This window comes from Brumimicrobium glaciale, assembly GCF_004152935.1.
Lineage (GTDB): Bacteria > Bacteroidota > Bacteroidia > Flavobacteriales_D > Crocinitomicaceae > Brumimicrobium > Brumimicrobium glaciale.
In genome coordinates, this window is record NZ_SETE01000006.1 from 78,159 (window position 1) to 99,590 (window position 21,432).

The 21,432-nt window shown below is 34.3% G+C and carries 11 protein-coding genes; 2 read left to right on the forward strand and 9 right to left on the reverse strand.

All coding sequences use genetic code 11. The features are described from left to right. Positions 1–85 precede the first annotated feature (85 nt). Positions 86–1,300 (forward strand): hypothetical protein, encoded by a 1,215-nt coding sequence (locus ERX46_RS13865; protein WP_130094475.1) that lies wholly within the window; start codon positions 86–88, stop codon positions 1,298–1,300. A 59-nt stretch (positions 1,301–1,359) separates the two neighbouring features. On the opposite strand, the gene ERX46_RS13870 is transcribed toward ERX46_RS13865, so the two are convergent. The 9 genes from ERX46_RS13870 to ERX46_RS13910 all read right to left on the reverse strand — a co-directional run bounded on the left by ERX46_RS13870 (position 1,360) and on the right by ERX46_RS13910 (position 19,622). Next, the gene (locus ERX46_RS13870; RefSeq protein ID WP_130094476.1) at positions 1,360–1,857 is read right to left on the reverse strand and encodes a hypothetical protein; all 498 of its coding nucleotides are present in this window, start codon (positions 1,855–1,857) and stop codon (positions 1,360–1,362) included. Positions 1,858–1,892: 35 nt separating this feature from the next. Beyond that, positions 1,893–2,648 carry a hypothetical protein gene (locus ERX46_RS13875; RefSeq protein ID WP_130094477.1) on the reverse strand — a complete coding sequence of 252 codons (756 nt, stop codon included), beginning with the start codon at positions 2,646–2,648 and terminating at the stop codon, positions 1,893–1,895. A gap of 27 nt (positions 2,649–2,675) precedes the next feature. Continuing rightward, positions 2,676–3,407, reverse strand: a complete 732-nt coding sequence (locus ERX46_RS13880) for a hypothetical protein (RefSeq protein WP_130094478.1) — start codon at positions 3,405–3,407, stop codon at positions 2,676–2,678. Between the two features lie 151 nt (positions 3,408–3,558). Then, entirely contained in the window at positions 3,559–6,972 is a 3,414-nt protein-coding gene (locus ERX46_RS13885; protein WP_130094479.1) for a prolyl oligopeptidase family serine peptidase, read from the reverse strand. Between the two features lie 457 nt (positions 6,973–7,429). After that, positions 7,430–8,404: a hypothetical protein gene (locus ERX46_RS13890; RefSeq protein WP_130094480.1), complete on the reverse strand. Its 975-nt coding sequence runs from the start codon at positions 8,402–8,404 to the stop codon at positions 7,430–7,432. Between the two features lie 547 nt (positions 8,405–8,951). After that, entirely contained in the window at positions 8,952–10,223 is a 1,272-nt protein-coding gene (gene odhB / locus ERX46_RS13895) for a 2-oxoglutarate dehydrogenase complex dihydrolipoyllysine-residue succinyltransferase (RefSeq protein WP_130094481.1), read from the reverse strand. 15 nt (positions 10,224–10,238) lie between these two features. Next, positions 10,239–12,962 (reverse strand): 2-oxoglutarate dehydrogenase E1 component, encoded by a 2,724-nt coding sequence (locus ERX46_RS13900; protein ID WP_130094482.1) that lies wholly within the window; start codon positions 12,960–12,962, stop codon positions 10,239–10,241. Positions 12,963–13,060: 98 nt separating this feature from the next. Further along, positions 13,061–13,432: a hypothetical protein gene (locus tag ERX46_RS13905; protein ID WP_130094483.1), complete on the reverse strand. Its 372-nt coding sequence runs from the start codon at positions 13,430–13,432 to the stop codon at positions 13,061–13,063. 439 nt (positions 13,433–13,871) lie between these two features. Then, the gene (locus ERX46_RS13910) at positions 13,872–19,622 is read right to left on the reverse strand and encodes an HYR-like domain-containing protein (protein ID WP_130094484.1); all 5,751 of its coding nucleotides are present in this window, start codon (positions 19,620–19,622) and stop codon (positions 13,872–13,874) included. A 508-nt stretch (positions 19,623–20,130) separates the two neighbouring features. Between ERX46_RS13910 and ERX46_RS13915 the strand changes: the two genes are divergently transcribed. Continuing rightward, entirely contained in the window at positions 20,131–21,429 is a 1,299-nt protein-coding gene (locus tag ERX46_RS13915; protein ID WP_130094485.1) for an aspartate kinase, read from the forward strand. Positions 21,430–21,432: the final 3 nt, after the last annotated feature.

The following is a 21,432-nucleotide window of genomic DNA, read 5'->3' on the forward strand; positions in this document are numbered from 1 at the left end:
AAGAGGGGATTAGGATTTAAAATGAAATTAGGTAATTTTTTCGGATAAGTTCTTATTTTTGAAGTCACTAAAAAACCGATTTCTTATGAATAAAACAATTATTGCATCTGTAATGATGCTGAGTATAGGATTATTTGCCTTTGCTCAAGACCTAACTCCGAACTCTGTAAAGCTGAAAGTAAAAAGCTCAAATGGACTTTTCCAATATAGTTACTTACCTGTGTATCCTGAATATTCAGAGTACGAGGATTATTCTGTGACTTTGAAAGACGTAGATGGAAAAGAGTACACCACAAGAACAAATATTGGGGAAAAGCGTGATGTGCCTTTCTCAATGTACTATCTCGAAAATCTAACTCATGTCGTTTCTGACGGAGATTTTCATATCAATATAACTAGACTAGATACACGTATTGAGAAGCTCACTAAAAAAGAGTATTCTTCAGGTGGAGATAATGCAACTAAACGTTTTGGCTATACCATAGAGCATAAAGATAAATACGCAATTTCAATAATTGATGCTAAAGGCGATAAAGGAGTGATCTATGATACAACGCTAACGATTTTAGGCAAATCTGTATTTCCTAAAGATTATAGCGAAAAAATACATTTTAGTAATGCGGGCTTAGCTTTGAAAGGCTTAGATCAATTTATTTATAACTCACCCACGAAGGATGTCAATATTAAAAAAACCAGCAATGTGATTAAAAAGCATAATTCGGGTAAAAGACAATCCCCGCAATTTGCTAAAAAGACTTTGTACATATTAATTAATGGTGGAGTAAAAAACAAACTTAGGGGGACAATTTCGCAAGGATGGTATCTCAAAAGAATTGATGTTTTTGAAGTGAAAACCAAGGAAAAAGCCTACGAAGAAATTAACGAGGCTGCCAGTCTTGTTAATGAAGCGATTAAAATAATGAAGCAGAATTATAAAGATGAGGTTGTAACCAATTTTCACGATGAAAAAGTTTTCTTAATGATGGACCAAGCTTATATGATGCTTGAAAAATATAGAGACGAGAAGTACATTAATGCACTAACGGAAGATGTTCAAGATTTGTTTGAGATAGGAATGAACATAAACATCTTTTTCACTGCAATTGCTACGAGTAGATTCGATGAGGCCAATAATATCTTAAAAGATATAAAGGCATTTATGGAGGGAGTTTCAGATACGAGCTTGAAACGTACTGAACTTAGGGATGTAAATCATTCTATTGATGTTATGGTTTTTATTCTTGAAAGAGAAGAAAGGTTGTTTGAAAAACATAAAGACATATATAACTTCTATAAATAGAGGGTTTTATTATTGATTTTAAGAGGATAGAACTTAAGAGTTCTATCCTTTTTAAGTTTTTACGAATAAGCAAGTTCATCTATATGAATATCCCATTCTTTTAGTGCCTTCATGAAGTAGAGTTCTAAATCTTCAAAGTCATCTTTGTAGTCGTATCTATAAACAGATAAGGCAATTATTAAAGTGGATTTTTTCAAGTTAGCGCTTTCTAATTGTGATTTAATCAAGGCAATAAAAGAGTCATTTAAAATTCTTTCTGGAGCATTCTGAAAAATATGAATCAAAGTTCGTCCAATTGCAATCTCAATATTTCTTTTCTGTCTTTTGGAATAATTCCCTTTCTCTATTTCGAAATCGGCACAATTCATTACTTTAATTATCGTATCGAAATTTTTATGAAAATCTTTTTCTCTGATTTCTGGTTGGTCAATGTTTGAAGCGTCTGTTTTATTAATGTGTTTAAATAAAGAAATCACTTCTCTTTCCGTGTAATTACAATCATTTTGACTAAGGCCAATAGAACTGGAAATGAGGAAAATCGCAAGTAACAATCTCATAAGTATTATTTTAATATTGAACAAGATAATATGTTTTAGTCATTTTCCACCACCTCAACCAAGTCAAATTCTATTCGAACTCCGCTTTTAAATTTATAATGCATTTTAATAAAACCGTATTCCATGCAGAAAAGTGCTTCAAGGGTTGAAGAGTAAAAATCAACCTCTTCTAAAACATACTTCTTTTTTGAAATTAAATCGGATGAAACTTTAACTTGATAAATAGTTATTGAGTCTCCTAAAAATTTATCATTTCCAATACTTTCATATATGTATTCCTGTTTGAAATATCCTTTCCCATAAACCTTTTGGTTGGTAACAGATAGCGTATCATTTTTATTTTCTAATGCAGAATAAACAAATATCGGGTGAGCTGCATTAAATAACATGCTATACTGATTCTGTCTAGGTGGATGCATATAAAAATACCCATTTCGTTTACTTACCAAACCGCCAGATGTTGATTTTTGGACTAACCGAAATTCTCCATGCTTTTTAAAATAATCTTCATTCATTTCCTGATAAATGGCATTTGGATCAATGTAGTTTTTATATCCTTTTATATCAGTTTCGTATATATAAATCAAAGATTTTTGTTTCCAAGGTTGAAAAATCCATCTTTTATCAGGAATCCTAATTATCAATGTTTCATTCGTAATCGTATCTCCAATACTGTCAATATACAAAGCATTATAAATGTAATCTCGCTTGGTTTCGAAGTATTTGAAATTTTGCGAAAAAGCAGTAAATATTGTCAGGATAAATCCTAACCCGATTATGAATTTTGTCATTTATATTTTTAATTTTTATTCTACCCTCTATTTCTCCATCATCAAAACAACAGAAGTTTCATCAGTAAAAAAATATGCCATTTTGGTAAACCCTAACTTTGAATTAAACTCAAACTCTACATTACAAATCTTATTCTCGCTGATTTCTTTTCCCCAATTAGAACTTCCGCTGATTTTAGCTACAAAAGACGAATCAGCATTGTAAATAACATCCTCAATAATAAGTTCTCTGAATACCTCATTCATATTGTGCTCGCCATATCCAGCAACAATATTGTTTATTGTACTCCATTTATACCCTTTTATAACGGGTAAATTAATTTCTGGAAATGGTGCTATTTCTAATTTTGTAAGGGTGTAAGATCGTGGTGGATGTAAATGGAATTCAGCTGTGTTTTCATGAGCACTCGTTATGTCCCATTTGTAGAATTTAACTGTATCGACAAAAAGCTTCTTCTCTTCTTCCGTTAAAAATGCTTCACTATAATAGTGTTTGTATTTTATTTTCGTTCCGAAACTGTAGTTTCCTGGAATCACTTTTAAAGCTAAATCGAAATTGAGCGTTCTGTCCTTGTCTTTCTGAACAACCTTGTATGAAAATTCTTTTCCAGTAATAAGAATGATGTTATCGTCGTTGTATTTTGACTTTACATCAGTTCTGTTTTCAGTATTAAGTCTTTTAGCATGATTCTTTCTGATTGGTGCGCAGGAAGTGGCAGTTAGAACTATGACGAGTAAAGCGATGAGGTTATATTTCATAATTATGATTTGTCTGTTTTGAAGTAAATATTTTGCTAATTTATTTATATAATTGACTGTTGTTTGGTGGGTTTGGTTTTTTTGTGATTTTAGGAATAGGTGTTTTTCGGGTTTTGCTAGACTATTTATAACTCCCCAATCCTCAGTGCCTTCAAAACTCATTCATTATAAACCGCACAATATTCTGCTGCTTTCTAATTTCATCCATCATTGAACCACCTTTGTGGCCAGAATTCATTTCTAAATTCATTAGAATTATTGAATTAGATGAATTGTTCTCACGATATGCAGCTGCGCTTTTTACGATTTGCCAATATGGAATTTGATCATCATGAAAACCTCCTAAAAACAGCATGTTTGGATAGTTTTGTTTTCCGATATTCTGATAAGGAGAATAAGACTTGATGTTTTTGTACGCTTCTATTTCTGCAGGATTTCCCCATTCATTATATTCTACTTCTGTTAAAACATTTGAAGCATCACTCATCATAATTAGTGGATCTAAAAATGGTCGGTCAAAAATTAGCGTCCCGAAGAGTTCTGGATGATTATTTGCTACAAATCCCATGATTAAACCTCCCGCGCTGGCACCAATTCCTATCATTTGATTTCTCTCTGCATTGTATTTCGATTTTAGAAACTCAGCGCAAGCCACATAATCTGTAAAAGTATTTCTTTTTTGCAGTTCTTTTCCTTGCTTGTGCCAAGGATAGCCCAATTCTCCGCCACCTCTCACATAAGCGAAAGCCACAACATATCCCATTTTTGCAAAAGTCTGATCAAAGTCGTCAATACTTGGTTCTGTTGGGTAGCCATAAGCTCCATAAGATTTCAAAATAATTCCCTTGATGCTGTCTTTATGAACGGTTGGATTTGATAAAACCATCAAAGTGATTTCTGTTCCATCTTCAGCTTTTACTTTAAACATTTCCAGTTGTGGAGTTTCACTTCTAAAAACAACATGATGCAATAATTTTAAACTTTTGTTAGCCAAATCAACTTCATACTCTTTGAATGGCAGAAGGGGAGACGTTATAATTGTTTTAATTATGTCCTCTTCATAAATCGTTTCAGAAATTCCAACTTGTTGAATTGAATCATTCATAAAGTAATGACTAACTTCTTTTGTAGTTTTATTAATTGCTGTAATTGAATATTTATTCAACCAATATTCAGTAAAAATCAGGAAGTTTTTGGTGAGTTCGGCATCTCCAATGTTCCGCTTTGTGGTATAAATTGGTTTAGATTTTTTAGCTGTATTATTTTCATAGATTTCACTTGCTCCATTTGGAAGATTGAGAATCACATAAGATTCACCGTTATTATCAGTAACGAAATTTACGTATTGACCTTCAATTGATTCTCTAATCAATTTTGGAGTTGGAAAAGCCCTTTGTTTCGATAGAATTTGAATTTTATTATCAGATAAGCCAAACGATTCAACGATAATGCTTTGTGCTGATTTATCTTCCGAAATTTGTAAGATATACCAATGATTGTCTTCTTGATAAATCAATGAATCAATTCCAGAATTTATGTTTCGAATGCGAATTTGATAACTTCTTAATCGGTCGTTTTGCTTTGCATAAATTATGGTTGAGTCACTAAACCAATAAAAGCCATCTGTGGAATCAATTTTCGCTAATGTTTCTTGTCCTTTGGCATCGAAAATTTGAGTAGCTTGTGAATAACCTCCTTTTTCGGAATAGGCTACACCCAATAATTCTTTGTTGCTAAATTTAATATCTTCAAGCACAAAGTTGGTTTTTCCTTCTGCTAATTTGGCTACGTTTAGCAAAGTATCTTCTTTCAGATATCCGGTTTTCTTCATCATTAATAAACCCAAATCGTAATCTGTGAAGAACCTGTATTCAACCCCGTTATTTTCGAAGTAATCCTTTTTATTCTCTTGTTGAACTATCGTTGAATCTTCATAAATTTCATTGTATAAAGTATTGTTTATATAATTATAACGTCGATTGTATTTCTTGTCAATTTTATTGAGAACACTCTCCGAATACTTGTTTTCTAATTCAATATAGTTTTCCACTAGCGAGTCAGATTTATTCTCTAACCAGCTGTAATTATCCCAAAGCGTATCCTTGTGCATGATTTTAAAAGAAGTTTCAATTTTAGCAATTGGTTTTTCAAAATCCTGAATCGTTTGATTTACCAAATTATATTGTTCTTCTAAAGAAACCGTTTTTTCAAATTCAATTTTTATGTCTTTTGCTAGCGGAATATAAGTTGATGACAGCTCAATATTTCTCCATTGTTCTGGATTATAAGTTGGTGAAAACTGATAAATATGAAAAGACTTGGTTAAGTAACTCAAACTGTCTTCAGGGAAATCTTTTTTTATGTGAGCGAAATTATCCAGCTTCAAATATCTATGACATTCATATTCGCTTATTTCCTTCAAGTTGTCATAGTAGGAATGCTCCCTGGCTTGATATGTTTCAACGAAATCTAAAATGTACTTTTCTTCAAATTCAGTATATTTAACTTTCACTCGAATATCTTTTGGTGGGCCCATTAAAGGTGAAAAACCGGAGTATCTCGAGTAATCTATCTTTTCTACAAATTCATATTCAAAATTTAAAACAGTAAAGTTTCCACCTGAAATGAAGACAGTACCAACGTAATATGCCGAATTAGTTTCATCACCATAATTTGAATTGTATCTTATTTCTTCATCACTCTTAGGATGAAACTTTATAACATAGCATCTTTTACCATCAATCATTATTTGACCGTAGTTAATATAAGTGTATTCTTGGATTAATTTAGGGTCTAGAAAATCTCTTTTGTATTTTACTTTGTCTAGAGCAATAAGGTCGAAGTGGGCACCAACAGGAGAGATAAATTTTTCATATTTACTTTTATCTAAGGAACTCCTAGTTGATACGATTTTTACTTCGTCCTTCTTTGGATGTATGTAACTAGGGAAATAGACCAAATGTTTAAATACTGACATCTTTCTAAGATTCCAAGGTAAATAATCTTTATCATAGTAAAACCTCATGCCTTTTCTAGCAATATAGTTTTGAGGATATTTCGCGTAATTCATTTCAAAAATTGCCTCATTCATTAAGATCCATTCTTTGTCTTCTTTCATGATTTCACGATAGAATCCTTTCATAAAAGTGCTCTCTCTTTGATAATTCTTGTCGATATTTTTAATCGCCATTTTTACTATTTCCTCTGCTTCATAATTTTTCAACGCTTGAACAGTTACTTCTTCAAACTCGGTAACTTTTTCAGTTAAAACTATTTTTAACGGTTTTGTCAGAGACTTAGAATTTATTGATTTTCTATAAGTTTCATAGCCAATTAAAGAAATAATAATGACTTCATTAATTGATTTATCCGAAATTCTAATCTTGAATTCTCCATTTAAGTTGGTACGAGTCCGTTGTTTTTCGTTTTGTAATTGTACCATAGCAAACGGCACAGGTTCGCCATTCGTTGAATAAACTTTCCCAATAATATCTTGTCCAAAAAGTGAATTAAGGAATGTAATTTGAAATAGAAAACTGAGAAAGAATATTTTGCTTGATTTCATAGTTGGGTTACAAATAAACGAGTTCTCTAATATAAGTGAGTTATGGGATTTAGTTACTGGATTTTGGAGATTTAAAAATTATTGTTTTACAAATGGAGGTGCGTTTCAAATTGTACTGGATATTATATTTTCACTAAAAAATGGTTGTGATTTTATTGGAATTCGAATTCCATTTCCCCGCATTGTAGAGACGCACAGCAGTGTGTCTCTACAATACGGGGAAACGATTCCATGATTAAAAATAGACCAGTCCAACGAAATTTAATAACGGTTCTAAACGCTAAAAAAAAACGAATCCCACAAAAAATATTCAGTTTACCCTTTTACAATTAGAGTCAGAAATGATTTTTTTCTATGGAATTTTTTTTACTATAAATGCGAACTGTCCGAAAATAGCGGACATTTGAAATATTCTTTTAATTTTTAATGTTCTGATTTTCAACACCAATAACAAAATCTATCTCCCAAGCTTCTCCATAAAATCACAATACTCCTCAGTTGAAACCTTCAAATATCTAGGATTTCCATACAGCAAACTCACATCACTAAAGAAAAGATGATTTCTAAGCTTGTTAATTTCCTCTTCCGAAAATAAATGATGAATTGGCGGCAAAATAGTCGCTTGTCTTTCTGAATCTCTCAGGCCACCATAGCCAACGAAAATATTGGAATAATAAGTGTCATTGCACAGTCTAGATTCTAGATTTTGTCGTGCAGCGATTTTTTGATTTACAGAATCAATGGTAAAAATATATCCATCATACAATGCACTTCTTTCTATTATGCTTCCAAAAACATCTCGGTGAATTAAACCTTTTTTTGTTAAGCTGTAAATTTTATCCTGAACTGATTCTAGGTTTTTCCATCCGGAATGAATCATCAAAATACCAATCATTTCAGAACTGTAGTAGTTAGTTTCAAATCGATTAAAGAGATGAGGTTTCTTGACCATCCATTTTTTAAGTTTTACTCCTGTAATACTATCTGCTTTAGAGATATCCCCGTTCTTTTTAGATCGTGAGCGTTGATCTCTTATCATAGCGAAATGAACAGGTAAAGCACTTTTTTTCTTTTTTAGCTTATTTTTTCTGTAGATTTTCTTTAATTTTCTTTTCGAATAAGGAACATTATATTGTTCTAATGAATATTTTAAATCTCTATACAATAGGCCATTGCTGAATCCTGATTTTATTAAATAGAAATTCAATTTATTATGGAGTACGTAATTGTTTAAGATTGCTTTATCATAGTCATTTGGAAAACCACTGTATGAATTAAGTCCTTCTTGATAATAGTAATCACCCTTAACATAATCTTCATTGGCGATAAAGTATTTAGCGGAATCTATTAGTTGATAATAACGTGTGTAATCTTGGGCAAACGAAGTTTGATATATGAGAAATAAGGAGAAAATAAAAATGTTATGTTTCATAAATGAGCCTTGCTAAAATTGGTTGTTCATTATAATTAAAAACTCTTATTTGGTTACTTTTTTTTGTTGAAAATAAATTGAATCGGTTTCAAATTATAACCGTTTGGATATATTAATTCGGTTTTGTTGGTAATGTAGAGACGCACGGCCGTGCGTCTCTACATTACCAACAAAACGGTTTCCACAATGAACAAAACGATTTCCACGATAAACAAAACCGTTATCGCGTTGAAAAATTTTTAATCACAACAAACAACATATTTAACCCAAATAGAATCACGGTTCTAACGTTTACAATTTTTAATCCCACAAAAGAATCCATACCACATAAACCACATCCAAAATTAGTCAAACCCATTTCATCTCAAACCAATACCCAAAAAAAAAAGGAACGCCTTTTGGCATTCCTTTTCATTAAATATATTCTAAATCCTGATTTTGTGGAGTAGAATTTTTGTTAGCAAGGCGCTAGTTGTTTCTTTACAACTGTAAGTTGACTTTTGTCAATGTCAGTTTAAAAAACATCTAGCAACGCCGATAACGGAAATTATAATCCCAACAAAATTTCGTATGGATCTTTCCCTCCAAATATCATTCTCTCCGGATTCTCCAACATCTCTTTAACTTTCACCAAGAAACTTACAGATTCCTTACCATCGATAATTCTATGGTCATAAGAAAGTGCTAAATACATCATTGGACGAATTTCAACTTTTCCATCAATTGCAACTGGACGCTCAATAATGTTGTGCATTCCAAGAATCGCAGATTGTGGTGGGTTGATAATTGGTGTCGACATCATCGAACCAAATACACCTCCGTTGGTGATTGTAAATGTACCACCAGTCATTTCGTCTGGAGTGATTTTACCGTCACGTGCTTTAATTGCTAATCTTTTGATTTCAGCTTCTATTTCAGCTAAAGTCATTTGCTCTGCGTTACGCACAACAGGAACCATTAATCCTTTTGGAGAAGAAACTGCAATTCCGATATCTGCATAATCGTGCAAGATCATGTCTTTACCGTCGATTTGTGCATTCACAGATGGGAATAAGTTTAACGCTTCCGTTACCGCCTTAGTAAAGAAAGACATAAACCCTAAATTCACTTCATGGTGATCAGCAAATGCTTTTTTGTATTTCGTTCTCAAGTCCATGATTGGCTTCATGTCCACCTCGTTGAAAGTCGTTAACATTGCTGTTTCGCTTTTTACAGCTACTAAACGCTCTGCAACCTTACGACGCAACATTGACATTTTCTGTGGTGTCTTGTTACGCGTTCCACCCCAACCAGAAGTAGATTCAGCATCAAAACCAGCAGCCATTGCATCAACAACATCTTGTTTAGTTATGCGACCATCTTTTCCAGTTCCAGAAACTTGTTTAGAAGAAACATTGTTCTCCTTCATTATTTTTGAAGCAGCAGGAGAAGAAGTTCCTTTAGCGTAAGAATCTTTCGACTCTGCAACAGGTGTTTCTTTCTTTTCCTCTTTCTTCTCTTCTTTTTTGTCTTCTTTTACCTCTTTCGCAGGCGCTTCTTTTTTATCTTCATTTGGAGTTTCCTTTTTTGCAGGAGCTTCAGCAGAAGTATCAATTAAACATACTACTTGTCCAACAGCAACAGTTTCACCTTCTTCAGCCTTTAGGGTGATTATCCCTGCCGCTTCAGCTGGTAATTCTAAAGTCGCTTTGTCAGAATCAACTTCTGCAATAGTCTGATCTTTTTCAACGTAATCTCCATCTGCAACAAGCCACTCAGCGATCTCAACTTCTGAAATCGATTCTCCTGGGCTTGGTACTTTCATTTCTAGCATTGCCATCTGTTCTCTATAATTTTATTTAGCAGCTACTGCCGCGTATTCAAATAAGGTATCGTATAATCTTTTTAATCTTCTCAAATGGATTTCTTTTGCTCCAGCTGCTGGTGCTGCAGAAGCTAAACGTGAAACGCATTTTAAGTCAATATGTCGCAAATTCATTGCCATGAAAACCCATGCTCCCATATTTTCTGGTTCCTCTTGTCCCCAAATAATATTTTTAGCATTTTTATATTTTGCTAAAACTTCATCGATTTGTTTTTTAGGCAAAGGATAGAGTTGCTCAACACGAACGAAAGCCATGTCTTCAATTCCGCGTTCTTCTGCTTCTGCAATAAAGTCGTAATAAACTTTACCAGAACACAACACAACGTTTGTTGCAGTTTCATGAATGTTTCTTGGATCGTCATACACTTCTTTGAAGCTTCCTGACGCCAAATCTTCCAATGTAGAAACAGCTTTCGGGTAACGCAACAACATTTTCGGTGAAAACACAATTAAAGGTTTTCTGAAATTACGCTTCAATTGTCTACGCAATGCATGGTAATTATTTGCAGGCGTTGTCGGGTTGATCAATTGCATGTTCAAATCTCCACAACTTTGTAAATAACGTTCCATTCTCGCTGAAGAATGTTCTGCTCCCTGACCTTCATAGCCATGAGGCAATAACATCACCAATCCTGTTTGCACATTCCATTTATCTTCCCCAGCTGAAATAAACTGGTCAATAATAATTTGTGCACCATTCATGAAATCTCCAAATTGCGCTTCCCAAACCGTTAAACCATTTGGTTGTGCAATTGAATATCCATATTCATATCCTAAAACTCCATACTCAGAAAGTAGAGAGTTATAAATTGTCATTTCTGCTTGGTCTTTTTCTAAATGATTAAGCGTAATAATCTCCTCTTCTTCGTCTTCAGTTTTAACCACTGCATGACGGTGAGAGAAAGTTCCACGTTCAACATCTTGACCAGAAACACGAACAGGATGACCTTCTACCAATAAAGTTGCATAGGCTAACATTTCTGCCATTCCCCAATCCAATTTATCGTTTTCAATCATTTTTAATCGGTCTTTAAACAGCTTTAAAACCTTTCTGAAAATCTGTTTTCCATCTGGTAATGTTGCTATTTTCTTCCCGAGTACGATTAATTTATCCTTTGGAAATTTTGTATCGATGATTTTATCGAAATCTTCTTCCTCAGCATAATCAAAGTCTTTCCAAATTTCGTCCAAGAAGTTAGTAACGACTACCTTGTCTTCATTTTTTGAAGTTTCAAATTTAGAATCTAACTTACTTTCTAACTCCTCTTTCATAGATTCATCGAAAGCTTCATCAATTATACCTTCCTTAATCAATTGAGACTTATAAATCTCTCTTGGATTTGGATGATTTGCGATTTTTTCATACAATTTTGGCTGCGTGAACTTAGGCTCATCACCTTCGTTATGACCATATTTCCTGTATGAAAGTAAATCTATAAATATATCTTTATTAAATTTCTGTCTGTATTCTAAAGCAATGATAAAAGTTTGAGCTACTGCTTCAACATCGTCACCATTTACGTGGAATACTGGACTTAATGTTGTTTTTGCAATATCTGTACAATAAGTACTTGAACGACCATCTTTATAATTCGTCGTAAAACCAACTTGGTTATTTACAACAATATGAATTGTACCTCCGGTTTTGTAACCATCCAATTCAGACATTTGAATTACTTCATAAACTACTCCTTGAGCAGCAATTGCAGCATCTCCATGAATGATAATTGGAACAATTTCGTTTTCTGATTTTAAATAATCATCGATTTTCGCTCTTGTGATTCCTTCTACAACTGGACCAACTGCTTCTAAGTGAGAAGGGTTTGGAGCCAATGTTAATTGAAGATTTTTATCTCCAATCTCTATGCTTCTAGTTAATCCTAAGTGATATTTAACATCACCATCAAAAGTATCGTCATCATCGAATTCTTTCCCTTCGATTTCTCCGAAAAGTTCTGTAAGGTCTTTATCAAAGATATTCACTAATGTGTTCAAACGACCTCTGTGTGCCATTCCAACAACAAATTCTTTAATGTTAAGATCTGCTCCACGACGAACCATTTGATCCAATCCAGAAATCAATGACTCACCACCTTCAATAGAAAAACGTTTTTGACCAACGTATTTTTTCTGTAAAAACTGTTCGAAAAGCGTTGCTTCACTTAGTTTTCTGAAAATAGCTTTTTTGTCATCACTTGTGAATTTAGGACGGTTGTCTAACTCCAATTCATCCAAAAACCATTGCCTACGCTTTGGATTTCTGATGTAATGGAATTCTAAACCAATACTCTCACAGTATGCACTTTCCATGTGAGCCACAATGTCTTTCAATGTCGCTGGACCTAAGCCAATGCGGCTTCCAGCTTGAAAAACTGTGTTTAAATCACTTTCTGAAAGTTCGAAGTTTTCAATAGAAAGATTCGGCGCATAATGTCTCCTTTCTCTCACAGGATTAGTGTGAGTGAATAGGTGGCCTCTTCTGCGATAACCTTCTATTAGATTTATTACTTTAAATTCTTTCTGGAAATTCTCTGGAACTTCGCCACTATCTTCATAGTTGGTTTGTCCAAATTCGAATCCTTCGAAAAATTTTCTCCACCCTTCGTCTACACTGCTTGGGTCGTTTTTGTACGTGTTGTACAAGTCGTCAATTGCATTAACGTCGGCGTTACCTATATATGATACTTTGTCCATGTCATTTTTTAACATTATCCGGATTAGCAAATTTACAATATTATTAGACTTTAAACAGTAAAATCATCGAAATTGTTCAATTTATCGATGATTAGAAATTATAATAAACCCATTTTATACTGCCTTCTAAAATTCACTTTTTGAGCTGTACGCATTAAAAGCATTTTTGATAATTCAGCAACAGGATTCTCATTTTCGCTGAAGACCGCTTTCACTTTACCTTCTGGTAAGTCAGTGACATACAAAAGTTGATCTATACGATTTGGAGAAGATCTCATAATGAGTTCAATTTCATCAGATAATCTATTTCTAAAAGATTCAAATGATATCAATTCTTCTTCCTTAAATTCGATTAGGACTCCAACCTTAGCGAATTCTTTGCTTAATTGTGAAAACACCTCTGTTGCAAAATCGTTTTCGATGAACGCTTCTATTAATTCTGAATTCTCTACTTTCTTTAAGTCTTTCATCCTTAATTTTTTAGTCTTTCGTTTGAATTTTTCACTAAATGAATCATTCATCTAATGTACCAATAAGAAACGTTTATTGTGAAATATTTTGAGAAAATGTATTTGGTGGATTTGTATTTTTTCAATTTAGATTTTGTTTTAATAATGGAGAAGGGACGATTTACAAAGCATGCCAACGTTTATGTTTTTCCGATTTGCATTTATGAATGATTTTCACGCGTGGTACGGACGATTTGCAAATCGTCCCTGCGTTATGCTCATCGAAAAATGTTTAACCATTTGATTTCTTCAATCATTGGATTTTTTGATTTTTAAATTTTCACGAATTGCATTTTCGAATGATTTGGGCGATTTGCCAATCGCCCCTACATCCATCGAAAAATGATTATTCCATTTAAATAATTCGTATTTCGTAATTTCATCATTCGTAATTGACTATTTACCGAATCAAATTCACGCTCCCAACAATCTCCGCATTCTCATCATCCCTCAAAATCTTATAACTAATTTTCCAAACATAAACGCCCTCTGGGGCGAAAATCACATTGCTCGAACCATAACTCCCATCCCAACCATAATATGCATCATTACTTTCAAAAATCATTTCTCCCCAACGATTAAAAATTTCTAATTTATAATCCAACGGATCAAATCCTGTTGTGAAAATTGGTCTAAATGTTTCGTTGAATTTATTTCCATCTGGCGTAAATGTATTTGGAATAAAATAAACCAATTCTTCAAAAAACGGCAAATCTAAATTGAATGTATCTTTACAACCCAAATTGCTCGTTGCGATTAATTCTAGATCAAAAATTGCTTTTTCTTTGATAGAATTTACTGAATATTCATGCGTTGGATTGATTTCATTTGAGAAACTTTCATCACCAAAATCCCATTCGTAATTCGTTGCTCCAGTAGATTCGTTTATGAAATCTACTTTGTTGTAAATGTTGGTAATTTCTTCTGGATTTACCTTGAAATCAGCAATTGGATAATCGTCTATGCAAATGTAATCTGAAACGGTGAAATCGTCGATGCAGCCATTTGTTAATTCAACTTGCAGCGTAACATCGAAACAACCTGCATCTTTGAAAATGTAATTTACGTTGCATCCTGAAACTTGATCTACACCATTAATAGTATAAAGACACTGATTTCCAATGCCCGACGAAGTACTTATTAAATTGATTTCTTGAGGCGAGCAACCAACAGTTTGGTTTGCTGTAAACGAAATATCTGGTGAAATGATTACTTCAACATCAACTTGATCTGTGTTTACGCAGCCAAAAACAGACGTTCCAACAACGATGTAAGTTGTAAGTCCCAAACTTGGCGTAAATGGAACATTATCAATTACGCCATTATCCCATAAATAAGTATCTGCTCCGCTTCCAGAAAGTGTAGTTTCATCGCCATCACAAACTGTGTAGTCTGGACCAGCATCTACATTTGGCAAAGGATTTATCGTTACTTGAACTTGATCCGTTGTAAAACAATTCACTCTTTCTGCAGTAACAGTATAAGTTGATATTCCAACAGGTGGAGAGAAAATGAAACCATCAATTACTCCATTATTCCAAGAAATATTTGCGTTTTCAGGATTAAACGCTGTTAATGTAATTAAATCATTTTCACATGCTGCAATGTCAATTCCAGCGTTTACAATTGGTGGAATTGGATCAGTCAGCGTTATCGTGATGTTTTCGTTTGTGCTGCACGTTAAACATGTTCCTTCGATAATTGTAAAATCAGTATAATTTCCTTGCACAAGTCCCGTGATTGTAAATTCTCCAACGGCATCAGTCGTAATTGAAAATGGAGTTCCGCTGTCATAAGTTAATTCATAATTGAAATTAGGCGCCAATCCTGAAATTGTAATTGTTCCCTCATTTCCATCGCAGGTTGTTGGATTTGTGCTTGACACAGTAAAAACTGGATTAAACAATTCAATTTTTATAATTTGCGAAACATTTATCGTGTTTCCACAATCATCCGCAATGCTGTAAATTCGTGTGATTTCTTCGCCATTACACGTATTTCCGTCGGAATTATCTGAAACAAATGCGACCGTTGGGTTTGCAGTGCAGTTGTCTGCTTCGTTAGTTACCACTGCAATATCTGGAAGTGGAACATCAGCCAAACAAGCTACAAAAATCGTATCAGGATTACTCGCTGTTGGCAAAATATCGTCGTTAATTGTAATTGTTTGAATAACATCAATATTATTTCCGCATTTATCTTCAATGTTGTAAGTTCTTGTAATACTTTCTGGACAAGTATTTCCATCAGAAACATCGCTTACGTGCGTCACAATAGGAATTGCAGAACAATTGTCGGCTTCGTCAGTTATTGATAAAACATCCACAATCGGAACATCACCAATACATTGAACTGTTGTGTCGTTCGGTGGTGTTGCTGTTGGGAGGATAATTTCGCTGATTACAATTTGCTGGGTACAACTTAGAGATACCCCACAAGTATCTGCAATTTGATAAGTTCTTGTAATGGTTTCTGGACAAATAATTCCATCAGAAACTTCGCTCAACAAAGTAAAAGAAGCAGAATCAATTACTCCTCCAACTGGAATTGTTGCAGAACCTCCAGCGGAAATAAATGCATTAAAATCAGCATAAGGCGCTTGTTCTGAAATTTCGCACAAAGCTGTTAAATCTCCCGGACAAGTTATTCCTGTTATCGCCGGAGAAACTGTGATACTCATTTGATCTGAAGAAAAACAGTTTACTCTTTCAGCGGTAATGGTGTAAAAAGTTGTTCCCACTGGTTGAATAAATCCAACTCCATCAGTAATTCCGTTATTCCAAGTAATGTTGGCATTTTCAGGATTAATTGCATTTAAAATGATGGTTTCACCTTCGCAATATTGTTCATCTGGACCAGCATTAATAATGGCAGCAGTTGGGTCATTTATGTTAATTGAAACATTTTCTGTTGTGGTGCAGGCTGAACAATCAGCATCTGAAACCGTGTAGTTTGTGTAAGAGCCCGCTGGAAGTCCTGTTATTACGTAATTTCCTGCTGCGTTTGTTGTGATAGCATTTGTTACTCCAAAATCATAACTCATTTCATAATTTGTATTTGGCGATAATCCTGAAAGTGTTATTTCTCCATCCGTTCCATTACAAGAATTTGTTCCTTGTCCTGAAACAGTGAAATTGGGCGTGTAAGAATCTACAAGAATCGTATGATTCACATTTATGCTATTTCCACAATCGTCAGTAACGCTGTAAATCCTCGTAATGATTTCTCCGTTACATGAATTTCCGTCAGTACTTTCTGAAACAAAAGCAACAATTGGAATTGCAGTGCAATTGTCTGCTTCGTCTGAAACTACAGAAATATCAACCGCAGGAACATCAGTTAAACATTGAACTGTCGTTGTGACGGGATTACTTGCAGTTGGGTTTATATCATCGTTAATTGTAATGGTTTGAATAAGGTTAATATTATTTCCACAGTCATCAGCAATATTGTAAGTTCTTGTGATGATTTCTGGACAAGTATTTCCATCTGAAACTTCTCCAACAAAAGTAACCGCGGGAATTGCTGTACAGTTATCTGCTTCATCAGTTATTAAATTAATATTGGCCGGCGGAAGATCCCCAATACATTGAATTGTTAAGTCTGCAGGCGCAGTTCCTGTTGGATTTATGTCATCATTAATTGTAATGGTTTGGGTAACATCAATATTATTTCCACAGTCATCAGCAATATTATAAGTTCTGGTAATGATTTCTGGACAAGTATTTCCATCTGAAACATCGCCAACAAAAGAAACAACTGGATTAACTGTACAATTATCAGCTGCGTTGGTAATTGACGTAATATCTGCAGCAGGGAAATCACCAATACATTGAATTGTAGCATCAGCAGGTGCTGTTCCAGTCGGAGGAATATTATCATTGATTGTAATTGTTTGAGTTACATCAATATTATTTCCACAATCATCGGCAATATTGTAAGTTCTTGTAATTATTTCTGGACAAGTATTCCCATCCGAAACATCACTAACAAAAGAAACTATTGGATTTACTGTGTTATTATCAGCTTCATCGGTAATTAGAGCAATATTTGCAGGAGGAAGATTACCTATGCATTGAATAGTAATATTAGTTGGTGCTGAACCAGTTGGGTCAATATTGTCAGCTATATTGAAAATTTGCGAACAAGTTTCATTTACACCGCAACCATCTGTTACTTGGTATGTTCTCGTTATTGTTTCTTGACAACCATTCACCGTTGTAACATCACTTAAGAAAGTGAAAGAATTTATCACTGCAGCAGTTCCAAATCCAAAAGATATTGTTCCCCCTCCAGAAATAAAGGCGTTAAAATTGGCGAAAGGGGGAGGCAATAGACTAGAGCCACTAAGACTTGTTGCCGGTGGACAATTTAAAACAGTAGAGGAAACACCAATAGTTATGTTAAACGAATTTTGAACTTCACAAGATAGGCCTGTTGAGAAGCTATCATAAATATACATTAAGGTTGAAGCTGTAATTGCATCACCCGCATTAAATTGAGTTCCTGTTCCATTAATTCCCGTGTAATATGCTTGATTTCCGCTTAAACTAGAACCTGTAATCACAGGAAGGATATAGGGTACACATTGTGTAATATCAGGTAATGCATCAATACTGAGTGATTGGACATTTATGCAATATGTTGTATCATAGACACAACCAAAATTATCTGTTGCTTCATAAGTATAACAGGCGTTTCCACTTGTAGCTGGCACAACAGTAATAGGATTTGTTCCAGAAATTATTGTTGGATCTGGCTGCCAGCTTTCGGAAATAATGGTTGGTGTAAAGGTTGTGGAAGGAGGAATAATCGATGGGTCAAAATCAATAGACCAATCAAAAAAGTGTCCATTGTCAATAGTTGTGTTATCGGTAATTGTGAAGGTCCATAGTCCATTTAAATCACAACCGACCAGTGCACTCATTGGATTGTCTGATTCGTATACACCCGAAGGCAGAATTGAAGTTCCATTAGTATTACTAGCCCAAGTTCCACCTGTTGCATTGGGAGTCCAGCAGTAGTTAAACCCAATTCCTTGAGGGTATCCTGGGGCATAAGTAACACCTAAATTACTCGTACTTCCACCAAGAAATTCTTTCAAAATAACACTCTGTCCGGAGGGACATTCAATTCCAATTTCTAAATCACCAATTGTTGAATGATTCATATTCACGCAAATTGAACCTAGTTCACTAATATTTGTGAACGTTTGACCAGTAATAAAGCATTCTAAATTTACTGAGTTGACAATCGATTGGCCATTCCCGCCATTTATAAAGATTGGGGAGAAGTTAGGCTGAACACATGATTTGTCAAAGGTTACAGGAGAAACCACTCCGTTTAAAGTAGCTTGATCACCCAAGCAAATTGAATTTGGGGTTCCAACAGTACCGCTAAAATCTGGAGTTGTTGAAACATGTATTTCTTGTGTAAAGGGAGCATCATTGGCACAACCTGTTAAATCTTCAATTTCGAGATCAACAAAAAATACTCCTTCATTGCTAAAAGTATGTGATGCGATTTTACCAACTGGATTACTTCCGTCCTGAGTGTTCCAAGTAAAGATTGATGTAGCATCAGACTGTGCATAACTGTTGTTGTTTTGAGGATATGTTCCACTTCCATTAAAGTTTACAGTATTTCCTTGACAAATTCGAATAATTCCATCAGGGTCTGGACTTGGCGAGAAAGTAGCATTGGCTATAATTTGCTGACAGGAATTGACACAACCAATTGTCGCTGCCCAGCCTTGTTGCGGTGCAATAGGGTTTGATATAAATACAAATGTAAGACATCCAGAAATATTTGTTGAAGAGGCCACGATAAAATTAGGTGCAGTTGCACCTCCGTATATTCCAATTACGGGGGCAGATGTGCTATTTCCATCATATATTGTTAGATTATCCCAAATAATAAAATCTATATCAAAAAATGTAAAATCAACAGTAGCTGAACTTCCATTACCGGGACATATTGTAAAAGTAATATTTTCATTATTGGAATAATCTCCGGTAGGACCGCCAGAATCATAGAATGTTCCTGTGCAAGTAGTAACTGTTGCCCCATTAGTCATAATGAAATTTTGAGAATGAGATCTATTGATTCCAAAAATTATTACAAAAAGAAGTATAGAAAAAAAGGTTTTCATAAACTAAAATTAAAATATTTATTTGAAAAACAGTTATTTATCTTTGTTTATAAACGCTTAGTGTCCAAAATACAACATAGGAAATCTGATTGATGAGTTTGAATTAATTCAAACTGAACGCTAATAATTAAACTTCATTAGTTTTAGATTATGGTGATATTTAAACTGCTGCAACTATATCCCAGAAGCAGAATCTTTTTGATTTCTATGCTTTAGATTTTTGCCATCGTCGCCTTCGACAGGATCAGTCACCGCACTCAACGGATTACTATCTGGAAATGAAGATTTCGTTGGTGACTGAGTCCGTCGAAATCACTGCAGGTGAATAAATCCACGATTATCCAATCCAATCCAATCTAATCCAATCCAAACCCAACAAAAAATCCGCGATTTTCCGCGCTGCTTGCATCCGTGTCATCCGCGTTCCATTACAGCGCAACCCAAATCTCACTCAAATTACATAAACCTTAATTTAAAAACATTAAATTCGCAATGAAAATCTGGGAGAATGAAAGTGTTTAAATTTGGTGGTGCTTCAGTGAAAACAGCAAGTGCAGTGAAGAATGTAAAATCGATTTTAGATCAGTATAAAAACGACGATTTATTTGTTGTGGTTTCCGCAATGGGGAAAACTACAAATGCAATGGAAGGAATTGTAAAAGCACTTTACGAAAAAAACACCGATGATTTTTGTGCTCTAGTAGAAGACAGAAAAGATTTCCACTTAGATATCATGAATGGACTTTTCGATGATAATTCTCACCTGATTTTCGATGAAGTAGAAGAGATTTTTACAGAGTTAATTGCTCAAAAAGACGAACGCTTAGTTGAAAACTACAATTATCAATACGATCAAATTGTTTCGCTAGGAGAGGTGCTTTCAACCAAAATTATCGCAGCGTATTTAACTCTTTATGAAAATGATGCGTGTTGGAAAGATGCAAGAACTTTCATCAGAACAAACAATGCCTACAGAAAAGCTGAAGTGGATTGGGAGAGAACCCAAAAACTTATGGATTCTGAATTGAAATCTAAAAAATGTAGAATTTCTGTTACTCAGGGTTTCATTGGACACACCAAAGAAGGATTCACCACAACTTTAGGAAGAGAAGGATCAGATTTTACTGCTGGAATTATCGCTTATTGCACCAACGCAGAAAGTGTAACGATTTGGAAAGACGTTCCTGGAATGTTGAACGCTGATCCAAAATGGTTCGAAAACACAGTAAAACTGGATAAAATTTCATTTCGAGAAGCAATTGAATTGGCGTATTATGGCGCCTCTGTTATTCACCCAAAAACAATAAAACCGCTTCAAAATAAGAATATACCTTTATATATAAAATCATTTTTGGATCCTGAAGCGTCTGGAACCATTATCCAAACTTCAACAGAAAATGATGATTTGGTTCCCTCTTTTATATTTAAAGTAGACCAAGTATTGCTTTCCATTACACCCAAGGATTTTTCGTTTGTAGTTGAAGAAAATTTGAGCGATATTTTTAAAAAGCTAGCCTTATCGGGCGGACATATTAACGTAATGCAAAATTCTGCCGTAAGTTTTTCTGTGTGTTTGGACATCAACAAAGATGAATTGAATCATCTAGTAGAAATGTTGAGCGATGAATACGAAGTGCGCTACAACGATAATTTGGAATTGGTAACGATTCGTCATTATGATCAGCACACGATTGATAGAGTAACGAAGAATCGAGAGATTTTGATGGAGCAGAAGACGAGACAAACGGTTAGGATTGTGATGCGGAATATGGGAGTGGAAGTCGAAGGTGACGCAGATATACGCTGAGTT